This window comes from Streptomyces sp. NPDC015242, from assembly GCF_043079125.1.
Lineage (GTDB): Bacteria > Actinomycetota > Actinomycetes > Streptomycetales > Streptomycetaceae > Streptomyces.
Genome location: NZ_JBIBUF010000008.1, coordinates 44,108 through 59,064 on the forward strand (window position 1 = coordinate 44,108; position 14,957 = coordinate 59,064).

Genomic DNA, 14,957 nt, shown 5'->3' on the forward strand with positions numbered 1-14,957 from the left:
CGGGCGCGGGGGCGGGTCACGCCCCCTTGGCACGGTAGCGGCGCATCTTCGCCCGGGCCCCGCAGACCTGCATCGAGCACCAGCGGCCGCGGCCGGCCGGGCTGCGGTCGTAGTAGGCCCAGTGGCAGTCGGGGGCCTCGCAGGCCTTCAGGCGGTTCCAGGTGCCGGCGACGAGGGCCTCGGCGACGGCGGCGGCCACGCGCGCGTGCAGGGTGGGGCCGCCGGCGGGGACGAGGGCGGCCGAGCCGTCCGCCGGGTCCACCCCGACGACGAGGGGGGCCACGGCCAGGAGTTCGCCGAGCGGGGGCACCTCGCGGTGCGGCGGGTGGCCGGCGTGGGCGAGGAGGACGGCCCGCAGCGACTCGCGCAGCGCGCGGGCGTCCGCCGCCTCGTCGTCCCGGCTGATCCCGACGCGCGCCCGGCCCTCCGGCGTGTCCAGCGCGTCGGCACCCGACTCGATGTCCAGCGTGTTCACCAGGGCCTCGACCAGGGCCAGGCCGCCGGGCGCGGGCGATCTCTCCGTCATGGCTGGACCGTACCTCTCCCGAATTCCCTTGCGAGGTTACCGCCGATACGGGAGCATGAGGTAACGGTTACCGTTTACCCGCCTCTTATGGGTAACAGCGACTTCGAGGAGGAAGTCATGGCTCTCGCCACGATGGGTGTCGTCGTCCTGGACTGTCCCGACCCGCGGGCCCTGGCGGGCTTCTACGCGGAGGTGCTCGGCGGGACGCCGACGGTGCAGACGGACGGCGCGGACGAGTGGGTGGACCTGAAGGTGCCGGGCGGACCGGCGCTGGCGTTCCAGGCCGCCCCCGGGTACGTGCCGCCGCGGTGGCCCTCGCCCGAGCACTCGCAGCAGTTCCACCTCGACCTGGACGTGGAGGACCTCGACACGGCCGAGAAGGGCGTACTGGCGCTCGGCGCGACGCCGCTGGACACCGAGGACCGGCAGCGCAGCTTCCGGGTTTACGCCGACCCGGCCGGGCACCCGTTCTGCCTCTGCGCAGGCTGAGTCCGGGAGGCTCCATGTCCGCTGTGGCACGTTTCCGTTCCGTGGTCGTCGACTGCCCCGACCCGCGCGAGCTGGCCCGCTTCTACGCACAGGTGGGCGGCGGCACGCCGGAGGACGACGACCCCGACTGGGTGGTGCTGCGGGTTCCCGGCGGGCCCCGGCTCGCCTTCCAGCGCTCGCCCGGCTACACGCCGCCGGAGTGGCCGCGGGCCGACCGCAACGCCCAGCAGTTCCACCTGGACTTCGACGCCGGGTCGACCTGGGAGGAGATGGACGCGGCCGAGGAGCGGGTGCTGGCGCTGGGCGCGCGGGTGCTGGACCGGGAGGACGACGAGAAGAAGGACTTCCGGGTGTACGCCGATCCGGTGGGGCATCCGTTCTGCCTGTGCCGGATCGAGCACGGCTGACCCCGCCTCACACGACCGACCGACCCCGCGGGCCCGTTCGGAAGGACGGGCCCGTCAGCCGTCCAGGTCCGAGATCGTCGCCGTGGACGGTGCGCGGCGCTGCTGGGCGGCGCGGGCGGTGAAGTCGGCGCCGCGCAGCACGCGCTGGACGTTGCCCCAGGTCAGCAGGGCCACATCGGCCTCCTCCCAGCCGCGGCGCAGCAGTTCGGCGACCAGCCGCGGGTAGCAGGAGGTGTCGCCGAGCTCCTGGGGGTGGGCGGAGCCGGTGTCGTAGGTGCCGGACAGGCCGACGCTGTGGGGTCCGGCCACGGTCCGGATGTGATCGAGGTGGTCGGCCACGTCGCGGACGGTCGGACCCGTCTGCTCGGCGGTCAGCGGCACCAGGCACAGCCCCTTGGCCGCGCCCAGCTCCGCCAGCAGGTCGTCGGGGAGGTTGGCCGGGTGGGGGCGGACGGCCCGGGCGGCGGAGCGGCTGCACAGCACGGGCGCCCGGGAGAGGCTGAGGGCGCGGCGCAGGGTCTGCGGTGAGGCGCCGGAGAGGTCCGCGATCACGCCGAGCCGGTTCATCTCCCGCACGACCTCCTCGCCGAACCGGGTCAGTCCCGCCTCGCTCGCCCAGGACACCCCGGTCAGGGTCAGCACGCGCAGACCGAGCAGGTGCAGCTGGCGCAGGATGCCCAAGGAGTCGCCCACCGCCGAGGCTCCGGCGGGGCCGAAGAGCACGGCGACCCGGCCGCAGCTGCGCGCGTCCACGACCTCCCCGGCCGTGCCGGCGGGACGCAGGCCCTCGTCGCAGCCGCGGACGACCGTCTTGGCCAGGTCCAGCTGCTCCAGGGTGGCGCCGACGGCCCGGTCCCCGTCGAGCCCTTCGGGCAGGTGCAACGACCAGAACAGGGCGCCCACATGGCCCTCGCGCAGCCGGGGCACGTCGGTGTCGACGGTGCTCTCGCCGAGCTCCAGGTCGTAGTACGACAGGCGTTTGAGGGCCCAGGGCAGTCCGTTGTAGCCGTCGGCGACGGGGTGCGCGGCGAGGATGGCGTGCGCCCGGGTCATCGGCGCGTCGTCCGGGTCGGAGACGGGCTCGTAGGACTCCGCCGTGACGACGGCCTCCTCGGGGTACGGGCCGGCCAGGTCGTCGAAGTCGCCGACCGCGGCCGTGGGGCGCAGGTCGTCCTGGAGGTCTGCCATGGCGGCTCCCGTACGGTCGTTCGTGAGGTACGGTCACCGTCGCACGGCGCGGGGGGCGGTTCCTGGTGGGAGCGGCGTTCGGGGTACGGCCCGGTGGGTCGCGGCTCAGGGCAGCCGGGCCGCCTGGATGACCTCGTCCAGGGTGTCGCGGGAGCGGACCAGGTCGCCGATCATCCGGTCGATGCGGTCCCGTTCGGCGGTGAGGTCGGCGACGAGCTTCGGCGTGGCGACCACGGAGGGGCCGCCGTCGCTGTCCCGCATGCAGGGCAGCAACTCGGCGATCTTCGCGCTGCGCAGGCCGGCCACGTACAGCTCCTGGATGCGGATGACCCGGTCCACGGCCTTCTCCGGATACTCCCGGTGCCCGCCCGGGGTCCGCTCGGAGCTGAGCAGCCCCTGCTGCTCGTAGTAGCGCAGCGACCGCTCGCTCACGCCGGTGCGCCGGGCCAGTTCGCCGATCCGCACGTGCCCTCCCGGACTTGATTCTGACATCAGTGTCAGGTTCTAGCGTACGGGCATGACGCAGCAGACGACAGCACTCTTCGCGCCGTTCCGGCTTCCCGCCCTCGATCTGCCCAACCGGCTGGTGATGGCCCCGCTGACCCGGAACCGGGCCGCGGCCGACGGCACACCGACCCCGCTCATGGCCACCTACTACGCCCAGCGCGCCTCGGCCGGGCTGATCATCGCCGAGGCCTCGACCCCGAACGCGGCCGGGCAGACGTACCCGAACATCGCCGCCGTCCACCGTCCGGCGCACGTGGCCGGCTGGCGGCGGGTGACCGAGGCCGTGCGGGAGGCGGGCGGGCGGATGTTCCTCCAGCTCCAGCACGGCGGACGGGTGGGCCACCCGGCGACCAGCGGCCTCACCCCGCTCGCGCCCTCCCCCGTCCCGCTGCCCGGGACGATCGTCACGCCGCGGGGGCTCCGGCCGGCCGTGGTGCCCCGGGAGATGACCGCCGAGGACATCCGCACCACGATCGCGGACTTCGCCCGGGCCGCGCGCAACGCGCTGGACGCCGGATTCGAGGGCGTGGAGGTGCACTCGGCCAACGGCCATCTGCTCCACCAGTTCCTCGCCCGCAACACCAACCTCCGCACGGACGGCTGGGGCGGGCCGGCCGCCCGGCGCATCCGGTTCACCGCGGAGGTGACCGAGGCCGTGGCCGCCGAGATCGGGGCCGGGCGCGTGGGGCTGCGGGTCTCCCCCGGCAACACCGTCAACGGCATCGCGGAGGGTGAGACGGAGGAGCTCTATCCGGCGCTCGCCGAACGGCTGGGCGGACTGGGGCTCGCCTACCTGCACCTGGTCCACGCCGATCCGGCCACCCCGGTGTTCCGGTCGGTGCGGGCCGCCTGGCCGGGCGTGCTCGTCGGCAATCCGGTGCTGAGGGAGATGACGCCGCGGGGTGTGCTCGCCGCGTCCGGAGCGCTGCTGGAGGCGGGGGCCGACCTGATCGCGCTCGGCCGGCCCTTCCTCGCCAACCCCGACCTGGTGGAGCGGCTGCGGCTCGGCGCGCCGCTGAACCCGGTGCGGGACCGGTACTTCATGTACGTGGGCGGGGCGACCGGCTACACCGACTACCCCGCCCTCGGCGCTCAGGAGGCGGGCGCGTCCAGCGACTCGATGGTGGCGTTGGACGGCGACCGGGTCTGCTGAAGCCCCCGTGCCACGTCCTCGGCCGCGCCCAGCACGCGTACCGCGTTCTTCCAGGTCAGCTTGGCCAGGTCGGCCTTCGACCAGCCCCGGTCGAGCAGTTCGGCGATCAGGTTCGGGTAGCCAGAGACGTCGTCCAGGCCGTCCGGGGTGAAGGCCGTGCCGTCGTAGTCGCCGCCGATGCCGAGGTGGTCGACGCCGGCGACCTCGCGCATGTGGTCCAGGTGGTCGGCGACCGTGGCCACGGTGGCGACCGGGCGCGGGTGGCGCTCCTCGAAGGCGCGGTGGACCTTCATGGCCTCCGCGGTGGTGTCGAGGTGGTGGAAGCCGTGGGCGCGCATGTTCTCGTCGGCCGCGGCCGTCCAGTCCACCGCCGCCTGCAGCACGAACTTCGGCACGAACGTCACCATCGCCATGCCGCCGTTGGCAGGCAACCGCTCCAGGACGTCGTCCGGGACGTTGCGCGGGTGGTCGCACACGGCCCGCGCCGAGGAGTGGGAGAAGATCACCGGGGCCGAGCTCGCGTCGAGCGCGTCCCGCATGGTCGTCGCCGCCACGTGGGACAGGTCGACGAGCATGCCGAGGCGGTTCATCTCCCGCACGACCTCGCGGCCGAACGCGGTGAGGCCGCCGGCCCGCGGCTCGTCGGTCGCGGAGTCCGCCCAGTCGACGTTGTCGTTGTGGGTGAGCGTCAGGTAGCGCACGCCCAGTCCGTGCAGGCCGCGCAGGGTGCCCAGGGAGTTGGCGATGGAGTGGCCGCCCTCCGCCCCCATCAGCGAGGCGATGCGGCCCTCTTCGCGCGCGGCCTCCATGTCGGCGGCGGTGAGCGCCGGGCGCAGGTCCGCCGGGTGGCGGGCGATCAGCTGCCGCACGCAGTCGATCTGCTCCAGTGTGGCCGCGACCGGGTCGGGCGCGTCGGTGCGGACGTACACCGACCAGTACTGCGCACCGACCCCGCCGGCCCTGAGCCGCGGGATGTCGGTGTGCAGGTGCTCGCTCTGGTCGACGGCGACGTCCCGGGCGTCGAGGTCGTAGCGGACCTGCTCGCGCAGGGCCCAGGGCAGGTCGTTGTGCCCGTCGGCCACCGGGAACTCGCTCAGGAGTTCCCGGGCCGCCTCCCGGGAGGTCATCGTCGTCACTTCCCCGCGCCGAAGCCGAAGCCGCCCGTGCCCTCGACCTTGGAGCGCAGGCGCTTGCCCTTCTCGGTGGCCTGGTCGTTGAGCTCCTGCTGGAACTCGCGCATCCGGGCGCGCAGTTCCTCGTCGTGGGCGGCGAGGATGCGGGCCGCCAGCAGCCCGGCGTTGCGGGCACCGGCGACCGAGACCGTGGCGACCGGCACACCGGCCGGCATCTGCACGATCGACAGCAGGCTGTCCATGCCGTCGAGGTACTTCAGCGGCACGGGCACGCCGATGACCGGCAGCGGCGTGACCGAGGCGAGCATGCCGGGCAGGTGGGCGGCGCCGCCCGCCCCGGCGATGATCACCTTGAGCCCGCGGGCGTCGGCCTGCTCGCCGTAGGCGACCATCTCGCGCGGCATCCGGTGCGCGGAGACGACGTCGACCTCGTAGGCGATCTCGAACTCGTCCAGGGCCTTGGCGGCGGCCTCCATGACGGGCCAGTCGGAGTCCGACCCCATGACGATGCCAACAACAGGGCTCATTCGGTGATGGTGCCTCTCAGGTAGCCGGCAGCGTGACGGGCGCGCTCCAGCACGTCGTCCAGGTCGTCGCCGTAGGTGTTCACGTGACCGACCTTGCGGCCGGGCTTCACGTCCTTGCCGTACATGTGGATCTTGAGCTGCGGGTCGCGGGCCATGCAGTGCAGGTACGCCGAGTACATGTCCGGGAAGTCGCCGCCGAGGACGTTGACCATCACGGTCCACTTCGCGCGCGGGCGCGGGTCGCCCAGGGGCAGGTCCAGGACCGCGCGGACGTGGTTGGCGAACTGGCTGGTGACCGCGCCGTCCATCGACCAGTGGCCGGAGTTGTGCGGGCGCATCGCGAGCTCGTTGACGAGGATGCGGCCGTCGCGGGTCTGGAACAGCTCGACCGCGAGGTGGCCGACCACGCCGAGTTCCTTGGCGATGTTCAGCGCCATCTCGGAGGCCTGCAGGGCCAGGGCCTCGTCGAGGTCGGGCGCCGGGGCGATGACCGTGTCGCAGACGCCGTCGACCTGCCGCGACTCCACGACCGGGTAGGCGACGGCCTGGCCGTGCGGCGAGCGGACGACGTTGGCGGCGAGCTCGCGGGCGAAGTCGACCTTCTCCTCGGCGAGCACGGGGACACCGGCCTTGAACGGCTCGGCGGCCTCCTCGACGGAGCCGACGACCCACACGCCCTTGCCGTCGTAGCCGCCGCGGACGGTCTTGAGGACGACGGGGAAACCCTCGCCCTCGGCCGCGAAGGCGGCCACGTCCTGCGGATCGGACACGATCCGGTGCCGGGGGCAGGGCACGCCGATCGCGTCGAGCTTCGCACGCATCACCCCCTTGTCCTGGGCGTGCACCAGCGCGTCCGGGCCGGGGCGCACGGGGATGCCGTCCGCCTCCAGCGCCCGGAGGTGCTCGGTGGGTACGTGTTCGTGATCGAAGGTGATCACGTCGCACCCGCGCGCGAACTCACGCAGCGTGTCGAGATCGCGATAGTCGCCGACGACGACATCGCTCACGACCTGCGCGGCGGAGTCCTGCGGGGTGTCACTGAGGAGCTTGAACCTGATGCCGAGCGGGATGCCAGCCTCGTGCGTCATACGCGCGAGCTGGCCCCCGCCGACCATGCCGACTACCGGGAACGTCACGCCCCCAGGGTATCGGCCGCGCCAGGGTGGCCGGTTTCCCGTCCCTCCCCGCACCGGTCCGGACCATCTCCGGCCGTCCCCGGGCATCCACAGGAAGATCGCGTACGAGGGTGGTTAGCATGGCTGGGTTGACGCCAACCACGGACGGGGGCCTGCACGACCATGGGACATGGTGCTTCGCGGCTCCGGCGACTCGTCCACGAGGTCGCCAAGTTCGGCGCGGTCGGCGGGGCGGGCGTGCTGGTCAACCTGCTCGTGTTCAACCTCGTACGGCACGTCACCGACCTCCCGGTGGTCCGGGCGAGCGTCGTCGCGACCGTCGTCGCGATCGTCTTCAACTACGTCGGCTTCCGGTACTTCACCTACCGCGACCGCGACAAGACCCGCCGCACGCGGGAGCTGACCCTGTTCCTGCTGTTCAGCGCGGTCGGACTGGTCATCGAGAACGGCGTGCTGTACACGGCGACCTACGGCTTCGGCTGGGACACCCCGCTGCAGAACAACGTCTTCAAGTTCGTCGGCATCGGGATCGCCACGCTGTTCCGCTTCTGGTCGTACCGCACCTGGGTGTTCCGCGCGCTGCCCGCCCCGGAGGCCGTGACGGACGCGGAGTCGATCCTGGAGCGGGAGCGCACCCGGCAGCGGGTGCCGTAGCCGGGCCGCGACGGTCCGGTCAGCGGATCGTCGGCTCGTCCCCGCCGTCCGCCTGCTTGCGGACGGCCGTGCGGGACAGGAACAGGCCGAAGACCGGGGGCTTGGTCTGGAGCATCTCCAGACGGCCGCCGTCGGCCTCCGCCAGGTCGCGGGCGACGGCGAGGCCGATGCCCGTGGAGTTCCGGCCGCTGATCGCGCGCTCGAAGATGCGGGCGCCCAGGTCGGCCGGGATGCCGGGGCCCTCGTCGGTGACCTCGATGACGGCCTGGTTGCCGGTGACGCGGGTGCGCAGCGCGACCGTGCCGCCCCCGTGCATCAGCGAGTTCTCGATCAGCGCGGCCAGCACCTGGGCGACCGCCCCGGGCGTGCCGACCGCCTGGAGGTGGCGTTTGCCGGAGCTGACGATGGCCCGTCCGGCGCTGCGGTAGGCGGGCCGCCACTCGGCGAGCTGCTGCTGGATGACCTCGTCGAGGTCGAAGGTGACGGCGGAGCCCGTGCGCGGATCGCGCGAGTTGGTCAGCAGCCGTTCCACGACGTCCGTGAGCCGCTCGACCTGCGTCAGCGCGATCGTCGCCTCCTCCTTCACCGTGTCCGGGTCGTCGGTGAGGGTGATCTCCTCCAGCCGCATGGACAGCGCCGTGAGCGGCGTGCGCAGCTGGTGGGAGGCGTCCGCGGCGAGCCGCCGCTCGGCGGTCAGCATGCGCGCGATGCGCTCGGCGGAGCCGTCCAGCACGTCCGCGACCCGGTCCAGCTCGGGCACGCCGTAGCGCTTGTGCCGCGGGCGCGGGTCACCCGAGCCGAGCCGCTCGGCCGTCTCCGCGAGGTCGGTCAGCGGCGACGCCAGCCGGTTCGCCTGGCGCACCGCCAGCAGCACCGCCGCCACCACCGCCAGCAGCGCCACCAGGGCGATGATCAGCAGGGTCCGGCCGACCTCCCGCGTGACCGAGGAGCGCGGCTCCTGCACGGTGACCGTCTCGCCCTCCTCGCCGGGCGCGGTCGCCTCGATGACGTCACCGGAGGGCTTGGGGCCGACCTCGATGGGCGCCTCGCCGGGGATCCGGATCACCGCGTAGTAGCGGTCCTGCGTGACCTGCTCGCGCAGCACCTCCGCGTCGACCTGCTGGGCGACGAAGAGCCGGCTGTCGACGATGCTGGCCAGCCGCACCGCCTCGGACTCCACCCGTTCCCGGGCGCTGTTGCTGATCGTCCGGGTCTCGACGATGACGAGCGAGACGCCGAAGACGGCGATCACGACCAGCACCACGGCGAGCGTGGACTGGATCAGTCGGCGGCGCATGTCCTCTTACCCGATACCCGTGTCCGCCCCGCGCTCAGCTCTTCTCGAAGCGGAAGCCCACACCGCGCACGGTCGCGATGTAGCGGGGGTTGGCCGCGTCGTCGCCGAGCTTCTTGCGCAGCCAGGAGATGTGCATGTCGAGGGTCTTGGTCGAGGACCACCAGGTGGTGTCCCAGACCTCGCGCATCAGCTGGTCCCGGGTGACGACCCGGCCCGCGTCGCGCACCAGCACCCGCAGCAGGTCGAACTCCTTGGCGGTGAGCTGGAGCTCCTCCTCGCCCATCCAGGCGCGGTGCGACTCGACGTCGATGCGCACGCCGTGGGTGGCGGGCGGCTGCTGCGGCTCGGCGGCGCCGCGCCGGAGCAGGGCCCGGACCCGGGCGAGCAGCTCGGCCAGCCGGAACGGCTTGGTGACGTAGTCGTCGGCGCCCGCGTCGAGCCCCACCACGGTGTCCACCTCGTCGGCGCGGGCGGTCAGGATGAGGATCGGGATGCTGTGACCCTCGCCGCGCAGGCGCCGGGCCACCTCCAGCCCGTCCATCCCGGGCAGACCCAGGTCGAGCACGACCAGGTCGACGCCGCCCTGCATTCCGGCGTCGAGAGCGGTGGGTCCGTCCTCACGCACCTCGACCTCGTAGCCCTCCCGGCGCAGAGCACGGGCCAGCGGCTCCGAGATGGACGCGTCGTCCTCGGCGAGCAGTACTCGGGTCATGAGGTGATGGTAGACCTGCGACGCCCTGGGCCGGGGTGTGACCGGGAAGCCGCTTCTTACCCACTCCACACCGGGTTCTTACGCCGCGGGGGAACCGGTCGGACCTGTGCCTGTGGGGTGGGATCTTGTTAAGGACCTTGGAATCAAGGCGTACGGTTCCCTTATCACCTGTGATCCGTGTCTCAAGTCCTTCCATATGCGGCGGTGTCCTGCCGTATGGTGAATCAACGCCTGTAGCACCGTGGCGACCTTCGGAGGCCGTTCGCCCTGAAGGTCTCTTTTGTGTGCGGGCCGGTTTGCCGCCGGCCCCCATGTGAAACGACCTGTTGCCGGGCCTCCTCGTGCGGTGACGCGCGCGGGGGCGTGGATCCCGGTGGCGGCCGCCCACCGCTTCGTGATCCGGAGCGGACTCCGTAGGCGTCGGACGGACGGCCGTACCCACCGGTGCCGGCAGCCCCCACACCGGGCGCACCACCGCAGTCGCGGAAGGCGCGTCCCGAGCAGCAAGGAACCACCATGGCGTCCAGCCTGACGAAGGACTCGGCCCGCCCGGGAAGCCCCGGCTCCGAGAAGACCTTCTTCGGCCACCCCCGCGGACTGGCCACCCTCTTCATGACCGAGATGTGGGAGCGGTTCAGCTTCTACGGCATGCGGGCCCTGCTCGTCGTCTACCTGCTCTCCGGCGGACCGGACGCCAAGAAGGGCAGCATGGGCGGCGGTCTGGGCATGGACCTCGCCACCACGACGGCGATCTACTCGGTGTACCTGTCGATGGTGTACCTGCTCGCGATGCCGGGCGGCTGGCTCGGCGACCGGGTCTGGGGGCCGCGCAAGACGGTGACGATCGCGGCCGTCACGATCATGGCGGGTCACCTGGTGCTGGCCCTGCCCGGCGGCCAGGCGCCCTTCTTCGCGGGTCTGGCGCTGGTGGCGCTCGGCTCCGGCCTGCTGAAGGCCAACATCTCCACGATGGTCGGCCACCTCTACGACGGCCCGGACGACCCGCGCCGTGACGGCGGCTTCACGATCTTCTACATGGGCATCAACATGGGTGCCTTCTTCGCGCCGCTGATCATCGGCACCGTCGGCCAGCAGGTCAGCTGGCACCTCGGCTTCGGCCTGGCCGCGGTCGGCATGGGCATCGGCCTGATCGCCTTCCTGCTCGGCACCCGCAACCTGAGCCCGCAGAGCAACGTCGTGCCCAAGCCGCTGGCCGCCGAGGAGCGCACCGCCTGGCTGCGCAAGGGCCTGCTGTGGCTGATCGTCGCGACCGTCTTCTACGGCGTCGTCGGCTTCACCGGCCACTTCACCCTCAACTGGGCGATGATCCCGCTCACCGTGATCGGCCTGGTCATCCCGGCCGGCGTGCTCATCCGCATCAAGCGGGACAAGGAACTGAGCGACGTCGAGCAGTCGAAGATGACCGGTTACATCTGGTTCTTCGTCGCGGCCGCCGTGTTCTGGATGATCTACGACCAGGGCGGTTCCACGGTCCAGGCGTTCGGTGAGACGAAGGCCTCCGGCTCGCTGCTCGGCTTCGACTTCCCGTCGTCCTGGTACCAGTCGCTGAACCCGGTCTTCATCATGGCGCTGGCCCCGGTCTTCGCCTGGTTCTGGCTGTGGCTGAACCGCAAGGGCAAGGAGCCGAGCACGGTCGCCAAGTTCGCCGCGGCCCTGTTCTTCATCGGCGTCTCGTTCTTCTTCTTCCTGCTGCCGCTGGGCATGGCCGACGGCGAGAAGCTGGTCAGCCCGATGTGGCTGGTGGGCATCTACCTGATCCAGACCGTCGGCGAGCTGTGCCTCTCCCCGGTCGGCCTGTCCGTGACGACGAAGATGGCCCCGGCCAAGTACGCCAGCCAGATGATGGGCGTCTGGTTCCTCGCGGTCACGGCGGGCGACTCGGTGACGGGTCTGCTCTCCAACCCGGCCGTCGGCGGCGTGGACCTGAGCGGCACCGGCGCGGTGGCCGTGGAGGCCGCGCTGGCCGCCCTCGCGGGTGTCGCGGTCTACATGTACCGCCGGAAGGTCAAGGCCCTGATGGGCGACGTCCACTGACGCCGGCCACCGGAGCATGACGAGGGCCGCCGCACCGAGAGGTGCGGCGGCCCTCGTGCATACCCCCCCCCGCGCCCGTCACGACCTGCGGCTTCCCGGTGGGCCCGCGTCCCGGGCGGGCGGGGAGCCGGCCGGGCGGGCTTCCGGTACGACACGGCGCCGCGCCTCTTCGCCCTCCTGACGGCGGATCAGGCCGGGCCGTCGATTTCCGCCCGGCGCGCGTGAGGGAAGAAGGGCGGTCCGGCGGGTGGCGCGGGGCGCAGCAGGAAGCCCGGTGGAGGAGCGGCGGCCGAGCGGCCGGGGTGCGTGTCACCCGTTCGGCCGTACGGAGGGCATTCACCCGGACGGCCGGAGGCGGCGAGGTGTGCGCGGCACACGGGCCCGGACGGCCGGAGGCGGCGAGGCACACGGGCCCGGACGGTCAGGGCCGTGACGTCAGGCGGGTGCGCCGAGTTCGGCCCAGACCGTCTTGCCGTCGACCCCGGGGGTGCGCACGACGCCCCAGTCCAGGCAGAGACGCTGGACGATGAACATGCCGTGGCCGCCGGGGCGTCCCGCCCGGTGGGGTGTCCGGGGTGCCGGCTGGCCGGTGCCGCGGTCGGAGACCTCTATGCGGATGACTTTGTTGTCACAGGTGATCCGGAGCTGGTCGGGCCCCTCGGCGTGCAGGCAGGCGTTGGTGACCAGCTCGGAGACGACGAGCAGGACGTCCTCGGCGGCGGCCCGCTGGTCGGCGGAGTCGGCGGGCAGCCAGCCCCACGCGTACAGCGCCTGGCGGGTGAAGTCGCGCGCGAGCGGGACGACCCCGCTCGCCCCCTCGAAGCTCAGCCGGCGCACCTGCCGGCCCCCCGGCGGCGCCGCGGCTCCCTCCGGCCGGGCCGTGCCCTCGCCGGACGGGCCGGCTGCCGCCACGCCACCCTCGGACGCCCCGGAAGCGCCGCTGGGCTCCGGCCCGCGGTCGCCCGGCGAGTAAGGCCGGGTGGTGCTCATCAGCGCTTCACCTCACCGATTCACCAGTTCACGATTCAAAAGAGTCAGTACACAGTCAGTCACGCAGTGCGCGGCACGTCGGTTGCCCAGCACCCCCGGTCACCCCGCAGCCGACAGGCTCAGGATGACTCCTGCCCGGGGGGACCGGGGGAACACCCCTGTATTGCGCACGAAACTTGTGACAGGGACAGGACACCGGTCACAGGGGAGCGTCAGGGGCGCGGCGGGCCGGGGCACGCCGGTCAGCCCGACTCGTCGGCGAGGGCCGCCTCGAGCGTGTCGTGGACGCTGAAGACCGCGTCCGCCCCGGTGATTTCGAACACGCGTGCCACCACCGGCTGCATCCCGGCGAGCGCCACGCCGCCACCGGCGGCCTCGGCCTTCAGGCGCGCCCCGAGGAGCACGTTCAGCCCCGTGGAGTCACAGAACTCAAGGCGCGTGCAGTCGATGACCAGGCGCTTGAACCCCTTGGCGAGACAGTCCTCCAGAGGCTCGCGCAACAGATCGGCGGTGTGGTGATCCAACTCACCCGCCGGGGTCACGACGGCACTGGGGCCCTCTTCCCGCACCTCCACCAGAAGCCGGCCAGACTGTGCGCTGCCGACCGTCCCGCGGTCCATGCCGTCTCTCTCTCCCGACGTCGTGGCTGTTGCTGACGCCCTCGAACACTACGCCTTCCTCACACACTCCGACACCCGAACAACCACACACAAACGGACATATGCCCGCAGAACGCACTTGCGGTCGACTCACGGAAGCGGGTAGGCCTAGTAAGGACACGTAACCGACACGGCCGGCTTTGGAGGCGCCGCACACCGCAGTGCACGTACTGGCTCCGGCAGCCATATGCCGAGAACGATGGAGGACATCATGTCACCCCGGCTCGACGCATCGCGTACCCCGAAAGCGACGTCGACACCCCCTCCGGAACATCTGGATCCCATCGAGCAGGACGAGACGCTCGTCACACCCGACGACCTTCTCTCCGGACTTCCGGACATCCCCCCGTACGAGGAAGTCGACGCGGTCGACGCACGGGCCCTGTCGAAGACCCTCTTCGAGCGGCTGGAGTCGCTGGAGGAAGGCACCCCCGAGTACTCGTACGTCCGCAACACGCTCGTCGAACTGAACCTGGCGCTGGTCAAGTTCGCCGCCTCCCGCTTCCGCTCCCGCAGCGAGCCGATGGAGGACATCATCCAGGTCGGCACCATCGGCCTGATCAAGGCGATCGACCGCTTCGAGCTGTCCCGCGGTGTCGAGTTCCCCACGTTCGCGATGCCGACCATCATCGGCGAGATCAAGCGCTTCTTCCGTGACACCTCGTGGTCCGTGCGCGTGCCGCGCCGGCTCCAGGAACTGCGGCTCGACCTGGCCAAGGCCGGTGACGAGCTGGCGCAGAAGCTGGACCGCGCCCCGACGGTGCACGAACTGGCCGAGCGGCTCGGCATCACCAACGACGAGGTCGTCGAGGGCATGGCCGCGTCCAACGCCTACACCGCCTCCTCGCTGGACGCCCAGCCGGAGGAGGACGACTCCGAGGGCGCGCTCGCGGACCGCATCGGCTACGAGGACCACGGACTCGAAGGCATCGAGTACGTCGAGTCGTTGAAGCCGCTCATCGCGGAACTCCCGCCCCGCGACCGGAAGATCCTGTCGCTGCGGTTCGTCGCCGGCATGACCCAGTCGGAGATCGGCGAGGAACTCGGCATCTCGCAGATGCACGTCTCGCGGCTGCTGTCGCGGACGCTGGTGCGGCTGCGCAAGGGGCTGACGGTCGAGGAGTGAGCCTCACCGGGTGATCGTGTCCTTCGGGGGCGGGCCTCAGGGCCCGCCCCCAGGCGCGTGCCGCCGCCCGTCGCTCACCCGTTGAGGATCAGCGCCGCCGTCGGGACGAGCGGAGCCGTCAGGCTCACGGCCCAGTAGGTGCGCGGCGTGAGCGCCGTCCGGCGCCGCAGCGGCGTGTTGGCGAGCCACCAGATCAGCCCGTACAGCGTCACGACGGGGACGACGATCACGAGCCAGAGGGCCATGCCGTCGTTCTCCGTGGGTTCCCGCTTGGTCCAGCCGAGCGCGGCCAGCGGCCCGTTGACCGTGACGTACCAGAGCAGCCAGAACGGCACCACGCCCGGGACGCCGAGCAGCAGGTTCACCAGAAGCGGTGCCGGCCAGTGCCTCGCCATTCG

At 72.0% G+C, this 14,957-nt stretch carries 17 protein-coding genes; 6 read left to right on the forward strand and 11 right to left on the reverse strand.

From position 1 onward, the window contains the following. Positions 1 to 16 precede the first annotated feature (16 nt). Positions 17 to 526 carry a CGNR zinc finger domain-containing protein gene (locus tag ACF07N_RS25700; RefSeq protein ID WP_383330155.1) on the reverse strand — a complete coding sequence of 170 codons (510 nt, stop codon included), beginning with the start codon at positions 524 to 526 and terminating at the stop codon, positions 17 to 19. Between the two features lie 117 nt (positions 527 to 643). On the opposite strand from ACF07N_RS25700, the gene ACF07N_RS25705 reads away from it, so the two are divergent. Then, positions 644 to 1,015, forward strand: coding sequence for a VOC family protein (locus ACF07N_RS25705; RefSeq protein ID WP_383345380.1), 372 nt, complete (start codon positions 644 to 646; stop codon positions 1,013 to 1,015). A gap of 14 nt (positions 1,016 to 1,029) precedes the next feature. After that, the gene (locus ACF07N_RS25710) at positions 1,030 to 1,422 is read left to right on the forward strand and encodes a VOC family protein (protein WP_383330149.1); all 393 of its coding nucleotides are present in this window, start codon (positions 1,030 to 1,032) and stop codon (positions 1,420 to 1,422) included. Between the two features lie 54 nt (positions 1,423 to 1,476). On the opposite strand, the gene ACF07N_RS25715 is transcribed toward ACF07N_RS25710, so the two are convergent. Both ACF07N_RS25715 and ACF07N_RS25720 read right to left on the reverse strand, forming a co-directional pair. Continuing rightward, the gene (locus tag ACF07N_RS25715) at positions 1,477 to 2,610 is read right to left on the reverse strand and encodes a dipeptidase (protein ID WP_392117132.1); all 1,134 of its coding nucleotides are present in this window, start codon (positions 2,608 to 2,610) and stop codon (positions 1,477 to 1,479) included. A gap of 105 nt (positions 2,611 to 2,715) precedes the next feature. Continuing rightward, positions 2,716 to 3,075 carry a MerR family transcriptional regulator gene (locus ACF07N_RS25720; protein ID WP_392118042.1) on the reverse strand — a complete coding sequence of 120 codons (360 nt, stop codon included), beginning with the start codon at positions 3,073 to 3,075 and terminating at the stop codon, positions 2,716 to 2,718. Between the two features lie 52 nt (positions 3,076 to 3,127). Between ACF07N_RS25720 and ACF07N_RS25725 the strand changes: the two genes are divergently transcribed. Continuing rightward, complete coding sequence (locus ACF07N_RS25725) at positions 3,128 to 4,270, forward strand: alkene reductase (protein WP_392117135.1); 1,143 nt, start codon at positions 3,128 to 3,130, stop codon at positions 4,268 to 4,270. Here the strand turns inward: ACF07N_RS25725 and ACF07N_RS25730 are convergent. The 3 genes from ACF07N_RS25730 to ACF07N_RS25740 are packed head-to-tail and all read right to left on the reverse strand — an operon-like array spanning position 4,210 to position 7,066. Further along, the gene (locus tag ACF07N_RS25730; RefSeq protein WP_392117138.1) at positions 4,210 to 5,397 is read right to left on the reverse strand and encodes a dipeptidase; all 1,188 of its coding nucleotides are present in this window, start codon (positions 5,395 to 5,397) and stop codon (positions 4,210 to 4,212) included. The genes ACF07N_RS25725 and ACF07N_RS25730 overlap by 61 nt on opposite strands. Positions 5,398 to 5,402: 5 nt before the next feature. Then, the gene (purE, locus tag ACF07N_RS25735) at positions 5,403 to 5,930 is read right to left on the reverse strand and encodes a 5-(carboxyamino)imidazole ribonucleotide mutase (protein ID WP_383330137.1); all 528 of its coding nucleotides are present in this window, start codon (positions 5,928 to 5,930) and stop codon (positions 5,403 to 5,405) included. After that, positions 5,927 to 7,066, reverse strand: coding sequence for a 5-(carboxyamino)imidazole ribonucleotide synthase (locus ACF07N_RS25740; RefSeq protein ID WP_392117141.1), 1,140 nt, complete (start codon positions 7,064 to 7,066; stop codon positions 5,927 to 5,929). Before ACF07N_RS25740 ends, purE begins: the two co-directional genes overlap by 4 nt. A 162-nt stretch (positions 7,067 to 7,228) precedes the next feature. On the opposite strand from ACF07N_RS25740, the gene ACF07N_RS25745 reads away from it, so the two are divergent. Next, a complete protein-coding gene (locus ACF07N_RS25745; RefSeq protein WP_392117144.1) occupies positions 7,229 to 7,720 on the forward strand; it encodes a GtrA family protein in 492 nt (163 codons plus the stop codon). Positions 7,721 to 7,739: 19 nt separating this feature from the next. Here the strand turns inward: ACF07N_RS25745 and ACF07N_RS25750 are convergent, their stop codons facing one another. Beyond that, on the reverse strand, positions 7,740 to 9,017 hold the full coding sequence (locus ACF07N_RS25750; protein WP_392117147.1) for an ATP-binding protein: 1,278 nt from the start codon (positions 9,015 to 9,017) through the stop codon (positions 7,740 to 7,742). A 34-nt stretch (positions 9,018 to 9,051) separates the two neighbouring features. Next, on the reverse strand, positions 9,052 to 9,729 hold the full coding sequence (locus tag ACF07N_RS25755) for a response regulator transcription factor (protein ID WP_010034575.1): 678 nt from the start codon (positions 9,727 to 9,729) through the stop codon (positions 9,052 to 9,054). A 516-nt stretch (positions 9,730 to 10,245) separates the two neighbouring features. Between ACF07N_RS25755 and ACF07N_RS25760 the strand changes: the two genes are divergently transcribed. Further along, a complete protein-coding gene (locus ACF07N_RS25760) occupies positions 10,246 to 11,784 on the forward strand; it encodes a peptide MFS transporter (protein ID WP_392117150.1) in 1,539 nt (512 codons plus the stop codon). A gap of 435 nt (positions 11,785 to 12,219) precedes the next feature. Here ACF07N_RS25760 and ACF07N_RS25765 read toward each other — a convergent pair whose 3' ends face one another. After that, positions 12,220 to 12,774 carry an ATP-binding protein gene (locus ACF07N_RS25765; protein WP_383330122.1) on the reverse strand — a complete coding sequence of 185 codons (555 nt, stop codon included), beginning with the start codon at positions 12,772 to 12,774 and terminating at the stop codon, positions 12,220 to 12,222. 242 nt (positions 12,775 to 13,016) lie between these two features. After that, a complete protein-coding gene (locus tag ACF07N_RS25770; RefSeq protein WP_383330119.1) occupies positions 13,017 to 13,394 on the reverse strand; it encodes an STAS domain-containing protein in 378 nt (125 codons plus the stop codon). 238 nt (positions 13,395 to 13,632) lie between these two features. On the opposite strand from ACF07N_RS25770, the gene ACF07N_RS25775 reads away from it, so the two are divergent. Then, positions 13,633 to 14,559 carry an RNA polymerase sigma factor SigF gene (locus ACF07N_RS25775; RefSeq protein ID WP_392117154.1) on the forward strand — a complete coding sequence of 309 codons (927 nt, stop codon included), beginning with the start codon at positions 13,633 to 13,635 and terminating at the stop codon, positions 14,557 to 14,559. A gap of 74 nt (positions 14,560 to 14,633) precedes the next feature. Here ACF07N_RS25775 and ACF07N_RS25780 read toward each other — a convergent pair whose 3' ends face one another. Continuing rightward, a complete protein-coding gene (locus ACF07N_RS25780) occupies positions 14,634 to 14,954 on the reverse strand; it encodes a hypothetical protein (RefSeq protein ID WP_392117157.1) in 321 nt (106 codons plus the stop codon). Positions 14,955 to 14,957: the final 3 nt, after the last annotated feature.

Excerpts from the sequence above, each read along its gene's own strand:
- ACF07N_RS25700 (WP_383330155.1), bottom strand. The coding sequence starts at position 526 with ATGACGGAGAGATCGCCCGCGCCCGGCGGCCTGGCCCTGGTCGAGGCC.
- ACF07N_RS25705 (WP_383345380.1), top strand. The coding sequence starts at position 644 with ATGGCTCTCGCCACGATGGGTGTCGTCGTCCTGGACTGTCCCGACCCG.
- ACF07N_RS25710 (WP_383330149.1), top strand. The coding sequence starts at position 1,030 with ATGTCCGCTGTGGCACGTTTCCGTTCCGTGGTCGTCGACTGCCCCGAC.
- ACF07N_RS25715 (WP_392117132.1), bottom strand. The coding sequence starts at position 2,610 with ATGGCAGACCTCCAGGACGACCTGCGCCCCACGGCCGCGGTCGGCGAC.
- ACF07N_RS25725 (WP_392117135.1), top strand. The coding sequence starts at position 3,128 with ATGACGCAGCAGACGACAGCACTCTTCGCGCCGTTCCGGCTTCCCGCC.
- ACF07N_RS25730 (WP_392117138.1), bottom strand. The coding sequence starts at position 5,397 with ATGACCTCCCGGGAGGCGGCCCGGGAACTCCTGAGCGAGTTCCCGGTG.
- purE (WP_383330137.1), bottom strand. The coding sequence starts at position 5,930 with ATGAGCCCTGTTGTTGGCATCGTCATGGGGTCGGACTCCGACTGGCCC.
- ACF07N_RS25745 (WP_392117144.1), top strand. The coding sequence starts at position 7,229 with ATGGGACATGGTGCTTCGCGGCTCCGGCGACTCGTCCACGAGGTCGCC.
- ACF07N_RS25750 (WP_392117147.1), bottom strand. The coding sequence starts at position 9,017 with ATGCGCCGCCGACTGATCCAGTCCACGCTCGCCGTGGTGCTGGTCGTG.
- ACF07N_RS25755 (WP_010034575.1), bottom strand. The coding sequence starts at position 9,729 with ATGACCCGAGTACTGCTCGCCGAGGACGACGCGTCCATCTCGGAGCCG.
- ACF07N_RS25760 (WP_392117150.1), top strand. The coding sequence starts at position 10,246 with ATGGCGTCCAGCCTGACGAAGGACTCGGCCCGCCCGGGAAGCCCCGGC.
- ACF07N_RS25765 (WP_383330122.1), bottom strand. The coding sequence starts at position 12,774 with ATGAGCACCACCCGGCCTTACTCGCCGGGCGACCGCGGGCCGGAGCCC.
- ACF07N_RS25770 (WP_383330119.1), bottom strand. The coding sequence starts at position 13,394 with ATGGACCGCGGGACGGTCGGCAGCGCACAGTCTGGCCGGCTTCTGGTG.
- ACF07N_RS25775 (WP_392117154.1), top strand. The coding sequence starts at position 13,633 with ATGGAGGACATCATGTCACCCCGGCTCGACGCATCGCGTACCCCGAAA.
- ACF07N_RS25780 (WP_392117157.1), bottom strand. The coding sequence starts at position 14,954 with ATGGCGAGGCACTGGCCGGCACCGCTTCTGGTGAACCTGCTGCTCGGC.